Below are 14,120 nucleotides of genomic sequence, written 5' to 3' on the forward strand. Positions count from 1 at the left end.
AGAGTCACGGAAGGAACGTTTAAGACGAAGACGTGGATAGGCTGGGTGTGTAAGTGCAGCGATGCATTGAGCTGACCAGTACTAATGAACCGAGCGGCTTAACCTTACAACGCCGAAGGGGTTTTGGCGTACAGAGGGCGGTTGTCAGAAGACAGCGGCCGGAAGAGAGACAGATTTCAGCTTGTTGAACAGATTGCTTCGGGTGGTTGTGTCGGAAGAGACGCAACGGCCGGAAGGAAACCGAATATGCCTGGCGGCGATAGCGCGGTGGTCCCACCTGACCCCATGCCGAACTCAGCAGTGAAACGCCGTAGCGCCGATGGTAGTGTGGGGTCTCCCCATGTGAGAGTAGGACACTGCCAGGCTTTAAATACAGTGGAAACCCTCAGCGTAAGCTGGGGGTTTTTGCGTTTGTAAGACAGCCGCTGCTTTGGCTCCATAAACGTTACGATGCTTGTCGAAATTTGCTTTTGTTAATCATCCCCTTATCTCCAGCGTTTTCACCATCTGCGGCTGGTCGTTTTTATTGATTCCCTTGTGAGTCATTCCTGCGGTTGCTGTGGCTATGTTGTCCTCGATACTTTGCATCCCGAAATTACTTTAATACATGGCCAATTTATAAAATAATTTTATTTCTTTATTAGAATATATTGTTTTTATATTTATAGTTTTGAAATTGAATTATTTATATATTGCGTCATTTTATATTAAATTATTAGATATTTAATAATAGTATCATTAAATTTTAGGTGATTTATTCCAAATATTTAAATAATATCAGTTTTATATTTTTTATTATAAAAATAAAATTGTAATTATTTCATTTATATAATATTAAAAACTATTAATTATTTATATATTGAATATCGAAATATGACCAAAAATGAAATAATTTCAGCTTACTTGTAAAGCCTCGACATTTTGTTAATACTTAGTTAGATTTAGCTGTCTGGAAGTCTAAACGTGTAAATGGATAAAAAATCGAGGTCATAGCATGCCAATTTGTATACCGGATGAATTACCCGCAGTGAATTTTTTACGAAATGAGAATGTGTTCGTAATGACATCTACCCGTGCGAATATTCAAAATATACGTCCACTAAAGGTATTGCTGCTTAACCTGATGCCAAAGAAAATTGAGACTGAAAATCAATTTCTAAGATTATTATCCAACACGCCTTTACAGGTAGATATCCAGCTACTGAGAGTAGATAACCGGAAGTGCAGGAATACGCCCGCTGAGCACTTGAATAACTTTTATTGTGATTTCGAACGGATAAAACATCAAAATTTTGATGGCTTAATTGTTACTGGTGCGCCATTAGGATTAGTTGAATTCGAAGATGTGGCATATTGGGAGCAGATAGAGAGAATAATTCGTTGGGCGAAGGAGCATGTCACTTCTACTCTATTTATTTGTTGGGCTGTGCAAGCAGCTTTGAATATTTTGTATGACTTACCGAAGCTTACCAGAGAAGTAAAACTATCCGGTGTTTATTATCATTCTACTTTGGAGCCTTTAGCATTATTGACTCGCGGCTTTGATGAATCTTTTTTTGCGCCTCATTCTCGCTATGCAGATTTTCCTGAGCAGGTTATTCGTGAACATACTGATCTGGATATTCTTTGCAATTCTGAGGATGCGGGGGTGTATTTACTGGCGAGTAAAGATAAGCGTATGGTATTTGTCACTGGGCATCCTGAATATGATGCCGGAACGCTGGCGAGTGAATATTTACGCGATTTAGCAGCAGGTTTGGAGCCAAAGATCCCAATAAATTATTTTCCAGATAATAATCCAGAAAGAAAACCACTGGCATCATGGCGTAGTCACGGGCATTTATTATTTTCCAACTGGCTAAATTATTATGTGTACCAGATCACGCCATATGATCTTACCTACATGAATCCAACACTGGATTAATATCTTTATAAATGGCTGAAATTCAGCCATTTAACCCTTCTGATTTTTTCTGATCTCCTGTCATTAGTACCTATCAAAATATCGCACTTTTTGTAGTTTATCTTATATAACAAAAACTTAACCAAATGATCTTATGATTTATGGAATCAATTTCTCTAATTTAAAATAGGTAATTTTCTTTATAACTAATTGTTTTTTATTGGATAAAAATAAATTTTTAAAAAAATGGAAATCGTTTTTGATTTATTTTAAATATCTATTACTCTTATTCAGGTGGCTTTAAAATGAGGATAGATGAATGACGCAGCAAACTTTAGCGACTGAATTATCGTTTATTAAACGATTTGGAGCGGCAGAGCAGGAGATTTTGATACCTGAGGCGGTAGATTTTCTGAAAGATCTGGTTGTTCGGTTTACTGATGCACGGAAAAAATTGTTAGTCGATCGGGATATTTGGCAAAAGAAAATTGATGATGGTGAATTGCCTGATTTTATTTCGGAAACCAGTTCCATTCGCGAGAGTGAGTGGGAAATTCAAAATATTCCGGCGGATCTCCGTGATCGCAGAGTAGAAATCACTGGACCAGTAGAACGGAAAATGGTTATCAACGCCTTGAATGCTAACGTAAAAGTTTTCATGGCGGATTTCGAAGATTCCTTAGCACCGGCTTGGGATAAGGTGATTGAAGGGCAAATCAACCTGCGTGATGCGGTTAATGGCACAATTTCTTATGTTAATGAGCAAGGTAAGCAGTATCAATTGCAACCTGACCCGGCTGTTCTGATCGCACGGGTAAGAGGACTTCATTTACCGGAAAAACATGTTCTTTATCAGCATGAGCCAATCGCCGGTGGATTGTTTGATTTTGCGCTCTATTTTTACCACAACCATAAACAATTGTTGGCAAAGGGAAGCGGCCCCTATTTCTATTTACCAAAAATTCAGTCCTACCATGAAGCTCAGTGGTGGAGTGATGTATTCAGTTTTGCCGAAGATCGTTTTGAATTACCGAGGGGCACAATCAAAGCAACGGTATTGATTGAAACTCTGCCTGCTGTATTCCAGATGGATGAGATTCTTTATCATCTTCGGCACCATATCGTTGGCCTTAATTGTGGCCGTTGGGATTACATTTTCAGCTACATTAAAACACTGAAAAATCATAGTGATCGGGTTCTGCCTGATCGTCAATCTGTCACGATGGATCAACCTTTCCTCAACGCTTATTCCCGTCTGTTGATCAAAACCTGCCATAAGCGCGGAGCATTTGCGATGGGGGGGATGGCTGCTTTTATCCCGAGTAAAGATATTGAACGCAACAATTGGGTACTAGATAAAGTCCGGGCGGATAAAGAGTTAGAAGCACGTAATGGTCATGATGGTACATGGATTGCCCATCCAGGTCTTGCCGACACGGTGGTGGAGGTTTTCGATAAGGTCTTGGCGGAGCGGCAAAACCAGTTAGATATCTTCCGTGAAGAAGATGCACCGATTACCGCGGTTCAATTGCTGGAACCTTGCCCAGGCGATCGTACTGAAGAAGGTATGCGGGCCAATATCCGTGTAGCGGTTCAGTACATTGAAGCGTGGATTTCAGGAAATGGATGCGTGCCTATCTATGGTTTGATGGAAGATGCTGCGACAGCCGAAATTTCCCGGACATCCATTTGGCAGTGGATTCACCACGAAAAGTCATTATCCAACGGTAAAAAAGTGACAAAAAGTTTGTTCAGTCAAATGTTGGCAGAGGAAATGGAGGTTATTAAGCAAGAGGTTGGAGAAACACGTTTCAGCCAAGGGCGATTTAGCGATGCGGCCAAGTTGATGGAACGCATTACCACTCAGGACGAGTTGATAGATTTCCTGACGTTGCCGGGATATCAATTGCTTGATTAGAGCCAATCCCATTAGAAAAATTTAAGAAACGAATAATAACAAAACACCATTATCCGATTAATTTAACTAAAGGTAGGAAGTAGAAGTTATGACAATCTCCAGAACTCAACAAATCGCTCAACTGGAACAAGAATGGAAAAGTGACCGTTGGAATGGGATTATTCGCCCGTACAGTGCGGAAGATGTAGTTAAATTGCGTGGTTCGGTTAATCCAGAACATACACTGGCACAGTTTGGCGCTAAAAAGCTGTGGGAACTGCTACATGGCAAAGCTAAGAAAGGCTATGTCAACTCATTGGGGGCATTGACTGGCGGGCAAGCATTACAGCAGGCAAAAGCGGGTATTGAGGCGATTTATCTTTCTGGGTGGCAGGTTGCGGCTGATGCTAACACGGCATCCAGTATGTATCCTGATCAGTCCTTGTATCCGGTGGATTCAGTCCCGGCGGTGGTAAAACGTATTAACAACAGTTTCCGTCGGGCAGATCAAATTCAGTGGGCAAATGGTATTGATGCTGATAATCAGGAATATATCGATTATTTTCTGCCAATTGTGGCGGATGCGGAAGCAGGATTTGGTGGTGTTCTGAATGCTTTTGAATTGATGAAAGCCATGATTGAAGCGGGTGCTGCGGCTGTTCACTTTGAAGATCAACTTGCTGCGGTGAAAAAATGTGGTCACATGGGCGGTAAAGTTCTGGTTCCGACACAAGAGGCTATTCAAAAATTGGTCGCTGCGCGTTTGGCGGCGGATGTTTCTGGCGTGCCTACCCTGTTGATTGCTCGTACGGACGCTGATGCAGCCGATTTGTTAACCTCTGACAGTGACGCTTATGACAGTGAATTCATTACTGGCGAGCGGACTTTTGAAGGGTTCTTCCGCACCAGAGCGGGGATCGATCAAGCGATTAGTCGTGGTTTGGCTTATGCGCCGTATGCTGACTTGATATGGTGTGAAACATCAACACCTGATATTGAAATGGCCCGTCGTTTTGCTGAGGCGATTCATGCTAAATATCCCGGTAAATTGCTAGCTTACAACTGTTCTCCATCGTTCAATTGGAAAAAGAATCTGGATGATAAGACGATTGCACGTTTCCAGGATGAACTGTCAGCAATGGGATATAAATTCCAATTTATTACTCTGGCGGGTATCCACAGTATGTGGTTCAACATGTTCGACTTGGCGCATGCTTACGCGCAGGGTGAAGGCATGAAACATTATGTGGAGAAAGTACAGGAAAGAGAGTTTGGATCAATTAACCGTGGTTATACCTTCTCTTCTCATCAGCAGGAAGTTGGCACAGGTTATTTCGATAAAGTCACAACGATTATTCAAGGGGGAACATCGTCAGTAACCGCATTGACAGGTTCCACAGAAGAGCAGCAGTTCTGATTGTTCTATACCCTATGGATTTCAACTTGAAAGATGACGGGTATATTTCTGATTCTATTCAGCCTGCCTATTGCAGGCTGAATATATTGAGGAGTTGCGATGGGGATAGATTCGGCACATTTGATAGCGCAGACTATTTTACAAGGATTCGATGCACAATATGGTCGCTTTCTGGAAGTGACTTCCGGTGCACAACAACGCTTTGAACAGGCGGACTGGCTCGCTGTTCAGCAAGCGATGAAAAAGCGCATCAATCTTTATGATCATCATGTTGGGTTGGTGGTTGAGCAGCTTAAATGCATACATGGCGCTTTCGGATATGATGAAGAGTACATTGGCAAAGTAAAAGTTGTTTATACCAGTTTATTGCCGGATTATCCCCGGTTTGAAATTGCCGAGAGTTTTTTTAATTCTGTTTATTGCCGTCTGTTTGAGCACCGTAATCTGACACCGGATAAATTATTTATTTTTACTTCTCAGCCTGCCCGGAGATTCCGGGACATTCCCCGTCCGTTGTCGCGTGATTTTTTCCCTAATGGCGATCTTGCCTCAATGTTACGGACAATCCTTAATGATCTGCCGCTACGTTTGCCTTGGGAAAATTTAGCGAGAGATGTTCATTATATTACGGACTATCTACAACAAACATTTCCAGTCGAAGAATTATTACAGGCAACTTTCCAGATAGCTAATGAACTGTTTTATCGTAACAAAGCGGCTTGGCTGGTAGGTAAGATCCGCATGGGAAGTCAAGTTTACCCTTTCTTGTTGCCGATCCATCATAATGAATCTGGCGGGATATTTATCGATACCTGCCTGACTGATTATGCTGATGCCAGCATTGTATTTGGTTTCGCCCGTTCCTATTTTATGGTTTATGCGCCTTTGCCTGCGGCTTTAGTTGAGTGGTTGAGAGAAATTCTGCCCGCCAAATCAACGTCTGAACTTTATATGGCAATCGGCTGCCAAAAGCATGGTAAAACCGAATATTACCGCGAATATCTGGCGTTTATTACCTTCTCCAAAGAGAAATTTATGATTGCCCCCGGAGTTAAAGGGATGGTGATGTTGGTATTCACTTCGCCTTCATTTGATCGCGTCTTTAAGGTGATTAAAGATAGATTTGCGCCGCAGAAAGAAGTGACGCAGGAGCGGGTACAGGAATGTTACCGTTTGGTCAAGGAGCATGATCGGGTGGGGAGAATGGCCGACACGCAGGAATTTGAAAATTTCGTTATCGATAAAGCCCGCATTAGTCCTGAACTGATGGAAGAGTTACAGAAAGAAGTGCCGGAAAAGCTAGAAGATTTGGGTGATAAAATCCTGATTAAACATCTGTATATGGAACGGCGGATGACACCGTTAAATATCTATATGGAACAGGTAGAAGAGCAGAAGCTGAAAGATGCTATCGAAGAGTACGGTAATGCAATTAAACAACTTGCAGCGGCGAATATTTTCCCTGGCGATATGCTGTTCAAAAACTTTGGTGTGACACGACATGGGCGAGTGGTGTTCTATGACTATGATGAAATCTGTTATATGACAGAGGTTAATTTCCGGGATATACCGCCACCGCGTTATCCAGAAGATGAACTTGCTGGTGAACCGTGGTACAGCGTGGCGGCAAATGATGTTTTTCCTGAGGAATTCCGACATTTTCTTTGCACTGACAATCATATTCGTCGTTATTTTGAAGAGATGCATAGTGATTTATTTAAAGCAGACTACTGGCGGGCGTTACAGGAACGGATTAGAAATGGTCATGTGGAAGATGTATTTGCGTATCGCCGCAAACAGCGGTTTAGTCAACGTACTGAGATAGAAACTTACTCTATTGCTAAAGTTTCAGCCTGATTTTATTGGAAATTGGCGATTGCTGTTAGCGATCGCCATTTTCACCAATAGCTAATAATTATTATCCTCATTAAATTATTTCTCTAAATTAAATATAAATTAATCCCTATTTGTTCTTGTGCGGGGTATGAATATTCCTAATAAAAATAAACTTGGGATTCAATATGAAATATATTTCTTATTATGAAGGCATAATTGGAATGTGAATTAAAAACATATATTTAATGATTTCTTTAAGAAATAAAAATAGATCCACTTATTTGTGGAAGTTCTATAATTTTATAGAGTTTGGGAATCAAGGATTTTTAGCCACGGCTAGCGGTTATAAAAAGAATTGATATTTTTGACTCTAAATTAAATACATGAAAATTCTCATATAACATACATATAACTTCGCGAAAGTATTTAAGGATATAATAATGGCTAGTGTAATTTTATACGGTGATAAAATTCATATTAAAAACAACTATAATAATGGGAATGGTGGTTATCTGGACACTAATGGTCATGCAACCGCGCAAGGCGCAAAATATAACGTATACACGGCTGCTTCGCCGAACCGCGCTCCGGGTACAGGTACGGGAACATGGCAAATTTTGTCTACGAGCGGAAAAGCCATAGGGACAGAGGTTTACAGTGGTGATACTGTGTTTCTTTTCAATCTTTACCAGAATAATGGGGGATATCTCGGCACTAATGGTCATGCGCCGTCACCTGAACTCTATAATGTTTATACGGCGGATAAAGCTGCACGTCCAGTTGATACTCTGACATGGTATATTTTTTCAGATACAACCAGCGGATATGATGGCAAAGTTCGTGAAGGTGATGTTATCCGTTTTCTGAATGGTTATAATAACGTACGTGGAGGATTTCTCGATACTTGTTTCAATGCTACTGCTGCTGGCGCGGTATATAATGTATATACTTCACGTCTTTCTAACCGAGGCAATGGAACAGGTACTTGGAATTTATCAAAAGCGATTTAATCAGGATGATACTCATCGATTAGTGTTCCATTAACTAATTCTTATATATATGTAAGAATCCGGAAATATAATTATTTTCGGATTCTTTTTCTCATTTTTTGTTGATATTATTTTTAAACTGATTAAATAGTTTTGTTATTATTCTATTATGTTTACGATAATATTTTTAGAGGGATGATAAATTAAGTTGAATTTATTGGTCTGAAAAGACAGGGCACGAAAAAATTAATGCCCTGAGAATCATATGATAATTTAAGAAAAAGAATTAACGAATCCCGCCATATTCTTTACTGATCTCTTTTGCTGCCCGGATCACCAAAGCACCAAGTTCAGTGATTCGATCATCAGTGATCCGTGAGACTGGGCCGGAAATGGAAATAGCCGCAAAGGCTTGGTGATGCTCATCATAAATACAGGCAGCAATACAGCGCAGACCTAAAGCATGTTCTTCATCATCGAACGAATACCCTTGTTTACGTGCTTGTTCCAGATTTTCTTTTAAACTCGAAGGGGTTGTTTTGGTATGCTGCGTGTAAGAATGAAGCCCTTTTTTATGTAGTAATTGAACCAGTTGGTTATCTGACAATGTTGAAAGAAATGCTTTGCCAGCTCCGGAAGCATGCATCGGCAATTTACCTCCGATAGGGGCGGACATTCTCATCAATGCATTACACTGTACCTGATCGACAATAACCGCTTCATATTCACTGTGATCAAGAATCGCTAAATTAACGGTTTCACCGGAATCTTCCATCAAGCGGCGGAGAATCGGGTGAATGAGTGCCAATAAATTTCGGCTCTGTAAGAAACTGCTGCCAACAATAAAAGTGTGTGAACCGATAACCCACAACCCTAAATCGCCAATCTGACGGACAAAACCGTGCTGTTGCAAAGTGGTCAAAAGTCGATGAGTGGTGGAATTTGGTAATCCGGCTTGTTGGGCTAAATCAGTCAAGGCGATACCACCGGGTGACTCGGAAATATATTCCAAAAGCGTCAGACCGCGACTTAATGACTGTACTTGCCCGTTAGCAACAGCATTATTCGCCGTAATCTTAGTTTTTTTTGTTTTTTTACTGGTAACGGCAGTGCTCATCGAAATACCCTCTGAATAATAAGATGGAATTCATTTTCATTTCTCATTATGGACGATAAACCTGAAAAACACTCATCCGATGTGTGGAAAATGCTACCTATCATTGAGATTTGAAGAAATCTCAAAATTTTGCCTAGAATCGTTATGATAGTTAATTCACTGTAAATATACAATATTATTAATATGGTAATGGTTTACTATCTATAAATATAACGAGCTGATATTGTTGGTTCGGCACGATATAAACTGCTAAAGTTTGCGAATACTTTCTATATATAAACTGGAATTCTTGTTACTCAGGTAATCTTTGTAGAATGGAATAAGCGATCTTTTTAGGAATTAGCTAATGATATTAGCCGTATTTAAGCAGGAGGAATGTGTGAATAATACCTTGGGGAATTTATAGGTAATATGGTTTTTATCTAACTATTTTTTGATTATATAATTATAAAAGAGCGTCTGTTATTGTTAAAAATAATGTTTTATATTGTTTTAAATTAGTCATAATTATTTTAATTAATTTTTTATATTTTCATTTGAATTATAAAAACATGAGAAAATATTATTAATTATATCAAGGATAATATTTTGTTACTATTTTGTCGGAATGGGAGAGTTTAATGAAACGCATTTTTTTGATTATCTGTTTTCTAACAACTTTAATTGTAGCGATTATTCAGGGTATCGGTCTGGTACTTCCTGATAAAGTTCCTGTTGAATATTTCAAAGAGAGTGGGTTTAAGAATGTGATGAGAACACTTGGTGTTATTGCTGCGGAACCTCATCCTGCGGCTTCAACACGGCAAGCGTTAATTCGGGCTTACCTGATTAACGAAATGAATAATATGGGATATAACGTTACTGAACAGACATTTCATTACTCGGCGGATGATTTGGCCTCTCGGCAGAAGAGAATATATTCAGGCTTCAATAGTCAACAACGCCGAGCTTTTGATAAAGAGTTTGCCAGGATAAATACAGGCAATTTTGCGAAACAAGTGGAGGATCAATCGGAATTAACTGGAACGAATCTTATCGCAAAGTTGGAGGTTCCTTCGCCAAAAGGAACCTTATTATTCGTTTCGCATTATGATAGTGTTAGAACTGCGCCAGGAGCCAGCGATAATGGTATGGCCGTCGCTTCGGTACTCCAGTTAATGCGGGATCTTGCTGAAAGAGAAGATATAAAAAACAACGTTATATTCTTATTCTCTGATGCTGAAGAGTTGGGATTACTTGGCGCGCATCACTTTGTTAAGAATATTAATGAAATTGCTACTCAACCGATAGATGTTGTTTTTAATTTTGATGCTCGAGGGAATAATGGCGTGCCACTGTTATTTGAGACATCGGCAAAAAATCTTGCGCTTGTTTCAGAATGGAATCGGAATGCTTATAAGCCGGTAGCTTTTTCATTTAGCCCTATTGTGTACCAAATGTTGCAGAATAACACAGATTTTAGCGTCTTTCTGGATAGAGGGTTTACTGGGATGAATTTTGCTACCATCTTGGGTTATGAGCATTACCACCGTATGAGCGATACTGTTGAAAATCTTAATCTCGGAACTTTGTGGCGATATCAGCGAACGATTCGGGATTTGGGAGTGCATTTCGCGGTAAAAGATGGGATTAACTTATTTAAAGAGAGTGTAGATGCAGTTTACTTTCCTGTACCTTATATTGGGCTGATTATTATGTCTGTATTTACCGCTTTCGTCACAGGTATTTTAACATTTTTACTCTCTATCTCATTAGCGATAAGAAATATATGGTTTTTATCTTCACCCCAAACGGTATCAAATATTCGGAGCATGTTAAGGATAGTTGCTGGATTACTTAGCCTTATCGTCGGATTAATTGTACCTACCGCATCTTATCTTGTCACATTACCTGTTTTATTGTTTTTATTAACGGACTTGATGTTGCGGGAATTCAATAAATTTAGCGTTGCATTGATTTTATTAATTATCTGTACCTATATTACATCTATTCTCTATGTTCCGATTATATACCTTGTTTCTATCGGATTGCAGGCTCCTATAGTGGGCGGTATTCTCGCCCTGCTGCCAATACTTATTTTAGGCGCTGGTATAGTCAGTCTTTGGAAACGAATAACTTAAATCTATAAAATTATTCGTTATAATTAAAACTAATATAAAACCAGTCATTGAGTAAAAGAATAGAATGGCTGGTTAATTTCGTTAATTAAATAGTGGTAATGATATAATTAATGAACATTAATTATATCATCATGTAAAATATAGATAAAAATAATATAAATTAACTTATTAAATTAATGTTAGGAAATAATTTTTCGAATATATTTTTGAATTGATTCATCAATAAATTTCATTGTTCTTATGTATTCTTTAAACTAAGATTATCTCTTCTTACTATTAACTGTTTGTGATTTTATGTGGTTATAGCTTTCTATCAATATTGTTTCATATAGATTCAATACATTTAAAATTGATATTTTATTATTGATTAATAACTTATTTATTAATATTTAAATGGTATGATTCACATTTGAAACTAAATTTTTTTGACGTGTAAAATAATTTTTCCAGCAAATAATTTATAAAATAATATATGTTCCTTGATTTATCTATAGCCTATTACTAAGAAAGTATAAGGGGATTTTGTATTGGTGAATAACAAATTAGAAAATCACTAGTAGCTTGGCGAGATGGACAACTATTTGACACCGATCGCATTTAAAATATAAATTTTTTTGGCGGATCTATCGCCAATGTCAGTCACTGGAGTGTGATGTAGTTGTTGAGAGCATATAGATATGAAAAATAATATTAACGGTAATTACTTTAAAGTGGCTGGTAATTTTCTCTGTAATTATAAAGTTTATCGGGAAGATAGTGATGGCAGAGTTATTATATTGTTACCTGCTATTGGTGTGGAAATCAGGAAATATGAAACTTTAATACAACAACTGGTAAAAGAGGGTTTTCAGGTTGTCACTGCTGATATGCCAGGCTATGGAGACAGTCAACCTAAACCAAGTCGAGAAAATGACTATGATTATTCCGATCTGTTGCGAGATTATCTACCGGCAATGTTAGACAAGGCTATTGAATTAAATAGCAATAAAATTCCTATTGTCTTTGGTCACAGTCTTGGGGGGCATATTGCGACGCTCTTTGCCTGCTCGACTGACAGACCATTTTCTCTGTTTTGTGTGGCAACCGGGAATGTATGGTATAAGAATTGGCAGGGAATGGGGAGGGTACAGATAATAACAGCAGCCATTATTTTTAACATTCTGACTGCGTTATATGGTTATCTCCCCGGGAAAAAGATTGGTTTTGGCATAAGAGAAGCTAAGGGATTAATGCGGGATTGGGCCAGAACCGCTTGTACGGGAAATTATGATCATGTCCGTGCTTATAAGGGTAAGGAGAATAAAAATTTATCCAAGGCTGTTTATATCTGTTTTAAAGGAGATAATTGGGCTCCGTTAAAGTCTACTCAAGTACTAGCAAGTCTTATACCTAACGCAGAAGTTAGGGAAATAACTTTATCTTTCAAAGGTAATCCTCACAGCGCCTGGATTAAACAGCCAGGAGATCTTATTGCAATCATGAAAAGAGAAATAATGGAGAATAGAGATGATTAATACATTGAAAATTCTGCGTTGGGAATTTCTAGGATTGTTTTTTATCAGTTTATTTCTGACCTGGCAGCTTGAAAGTTATATAAATTGGTGGCAATTTATTTTGTTGTTTTTTCTGATTGATATTATTGGTTATTACCCAGGGCGGATCTGGAGTTTGCTGAATAAAAAAGAAACTCCTCCTTCAGCTTTTTATACCATTTATAATATCTGCCACAATTTATTCACACTCAGTGTGATTAGTTTGCTTTGGATCTGGTTCTTTAAGGACAATTACAGCGTTATTGCACTATTTGTCCATATCTGTCTGGATCGTGGTGTACTGGGAAATTTTCCTAAGTTATCTATTAATATATTTAAACAACCCACTGTTCATTGAAATAAATCATTGTAAAGAGATAACTTACTTGGAGGGGCATTTATTTATGAGTTTGATTAAACAGGCATCGGAAATAGAAATGCAGGCAAAAGATTGGGGTTTGGATGAGTGGTTCACTGAACAAATAAGTGTTGAACAAAGAAAAAGAAGCCATTATGCCAATGATCCTAAATTAACCTATTTGCCGGGTGATTTACGGGAGTCTCTGATCCGGGAGCTTTCTTTTAAATCGATTTCGGAATATGAAGCAACGAAAGCGTTATTGTTACTTGCAGATAAGGCACCTGACAATATCAACTTCGATTATATGCTGACTCAGATATTTGATGAAGGCAGACATGCTAAATTATTCAGAGAACATCTGGTCAGAATAGGCTTTGCGAACATCGACAATGTGGCTGGAAAGATGGAAAGCCTCTTACGAGGAAAAATGACCAATATGTTGGAGACATTAAGAACCTATTTCGACAAATGGGTGGTATTGAAAAATGATTATATTGCAGGTGTGTTGATTATTACTGTCGTTTTGGAAGGCGTACTTGCGCCAACTTCGGAACTCAGCGAAATCAAGTGGCGTCCCTTTGATATTACGGCGGCTGAGACACAGGCCAGAGCGAATGCTGATGAATTAAGACATCTGACGGTGTGTGCAAATATCGTCAAGATGGCGCTTGAAAATGATAATTCTCTAAAGCCATCGGCTCTTGAGTGTATAGAAGAAGGATTGGCGTTATGGAACCAGGTATCTGTTGATGACTTGTTTGTGGAGCGTGAAATGTTCTATCAACGGGGTATGCTGAACCATTTGCGCTTTATTGAAGGTTATGAATTAGCGCCTGGGATGTTGTTGTCCGATTCTACGGTGGAATCCCGCCTTGAGCTATCTCATTCTTTGGTTGAACAGATGCAGCAGTCGCGCCTTAAATACATGGGCTTAGCGTAGATATTGGC

The 14,120-nt window shown here is 38.8% G+C and carries 10 protein-coding genes and 2 rRNA genes; 11 read left to right on the forward strand and 1 reads right to left on the reverse strand.

Annotated features, from left to right (window positions below):
- The 7 genes from EAE93_RS14600 to EAE93_RS14630 all read left to right on the forward strand — a co-directional run.
- A 23S ribosomal RNA gene (locus tag EAE93_RS14600) occupies positions 1-106 on the forward strand; the annotation flags it as partial.
- Positions 107-249: 143 nt separating this feature from the next.
- Positions 250-365 (forward strand): 5S ribosomal RNA (rrf, locus tag EAE93_RS14605).
- Positions 366-994: 629 nt separating this feature from the next.
- Positions 995-1,924: a homoserine O-acetyltransferase MetA gene (gene metA / locus EAE93_RS14610; protein WP_036811487.1), complete on the forward strand. Its 930-nt coding sequence runs from the start codon at positions 995-997 to the stop codon at positions 1,922-1,924.
- Between the two features lie 298 nt (positions 1,925-2,222).
- Complete coding sequence (gene aceB, locus EAE93_RS14615; RefSeq protein ID WP_040154064.1) at positions 2,223-3,821, forward strand: malate synthase A; 1,599 nt, start codon at positions 2,223-2,225, stop codon at positions 3,819-3,821.
- Between the two features lie 88 nt (positions 3,822-3,909).
- A complete protein-coding gene (gene aceA / locus EAE93_RS14620; protein WP_214039968.1) occupies positions 3,910-5,217 on the forward strand; it encodes an isocitrate lyase in 1,308 nt (435 codons plus the stop codon).
- Between the two features lie 99 nt (positions 5,218-5,316).
- A complete protein-coding gene (gene aceK, locus EAE93_RS14625; protein WP_214039969.1) occupies positions 5,317-7,074 on the forward strand; it encodes a bifunctional isocitrate dehydrogenase kinase/phosphatase in 1,758 nt (585 codons plus the stop codon).
- 419 nt (positions 7,075-7,493) lie between these two features.
- A complete protein-coding gene (locus EAE93_RS14630; protein ID WP_036778146.1) occupies positions 7,494-8,063 on the forward strand; it encodes a hypothetical protein in 570 nt (189 codons plus the stop codon).
- Positions 8,064-8,328: 265 nt separating this feature from the next.
- Here EAE93_RS14630 and iclR read toward each other — a convergent pair whose 3' ends face one another.
- Positions 8,329-9,159 (reverse strand): glyoxylate bypass operon transcriptional repressor IclR, encoded by an 831-nt coding sequence (gene iclR, locus EAE93_RS14635; RefSeq protein WP_036811496.1) that lies wholly within the window; start codon positions 9,157-9,159, stop codon positions 8,329-8,331.
- Between the two features lie 620 nt (positions 9,160-9,779).
- Between iclR and EAE93_RS14640 the strand changes: the two genes are divergently transcribed.
- From EAE93_RS14640 to EAE93_RS14655, 4 genes are all read left to right on the forward strand, one after another.
- The gene (locus EAE93_RS14640) at positions 9,780-11,279 is read left to right on the forward strand and encodes a M28 family metallopeptidase (protein ID WP_214039970.1); all 1,500 of its coding nucleotides are present in this window, start codon (positions 9,780-9,782) and stop codon (positions 11,277-11,279) included.
- A 677-nt stretch (positions 11,280-11,956) separates the two neighbouring features.
- Positions 11,957-12,793, forward strand: a complete 837-nt coding sequence (locus tag EAE93_RS14645) for an alpha/beta fold hydrolase (protein ID WP_036778140.1) — start codon at positions 11,957-11,959, stop codon at positions 12,791-12,793.
- Positions 12,786-13,169: a membrane protein gene (locus EAE93_RS14650; RefSeq protein ID WP_036778138.1), complete on the forward strand. Its 384-nt coding sequence runs from the start codon at positions 12,786-12,788 to the stop codon at positions 13,167-13,169. Before EAE93_RS14645 ends, EAE93_RS14650 begins: the two co-directional genes overlap by 8 nt.
- 46 nt (positions 13,170-13,215) lie before the next feature.
- A complete protein-coding gene (locus EAE93_RS14655) occupies positions 13,216-14,112 on the forward strand; it encodes a hypothetical protein (protein ID WP_214039971.1) in 897 nt (298 codons plus the stop codon).
- Positions 14,113-14,120 lie beyond the last annotated feature (8 nt).

The organism is Photorhabdus akhurstii (assembly GCF_018448925.1).
GTDB lineage: Bacteria > Pseudomonadota > Gammaproteobacteria > Enterobacterales > Enterobacteriaceae > Photorhabdus > Photorhabdus akhurstii.

What these genes read in the sequence shown, in the direction of transcription:
- metA (WP_036811487.1), top strand. Translation starts at nt 995, where the DNA reads ATGCCAATTTGTATACCGGATGAATTACCCGCAGTGAATTTTTTACGA.
- aceB (WP_040154064.1), top strand. Translation starts at nt 2,223, where the DNA reads ATGACGCAGCAAACTTTAGCGACTGAATTATCGTTTATTAAACGATTT.
- aceA (WP_214039968.1), top strand. Translation starts at nt 3,910, where the DNA reads ATGACAATCTCCAGAACTCAACAAATCGCTCAACTGGAACAAGAATGG.
- aceK (WP_214039969.1), top strand. Translation starts at nt 5,317, where the DNA reads ATGGGGATAGATTCGGCACATTTGATAGCGCAGACTATTTTACAAGGA.
- EAE93_RS14630 (WP_036778146.1), top strand. Translation starts at nt 7,494, where the DNA reads ATGGCTAGTGTAATTTTATACGGTGATAAAATTCATATTAAAAACAAC.
- iclR (WP_036811496.1), bottom strand. Translation starts at nt 9,159, where the DNA reads ATGAGCACTGCCGTTACCAGTAAAAAAACAAAAAAAACTAAGATTACG.
- EAE93_RS14640 (WP_214039970.1), top strand. Translation starts at nt 9,780, where the DNA reads ATGAAACGCATTTTTTTGATTATCTGTTTTCTAACAACTTTAATTGTA.
- EAE93_RS14645 (WP_036778140.1), top strand. Translation starts at nt 11,957, where the DNA reads ATGAAAAATAATATTAACGGTAATTACTTTAAAGTGGCTGGTAATTTT.
- EAE93_RS14650 (WP_036778138.1), top strand. Translation starts at nt 12,786, where the DNA reads ATGATTAATACATTGAAAATTCTGCGTTGGGAATTTCTAGGATTGTTT.
- EAE93_RS14655 (WP_214039971.1), top strand. Translation starts at nt 13,216, where the DNA reads ATGAGTTTGATTAAACAGGCATCGGAAATAGAAATGCAGGCAAAAGAT.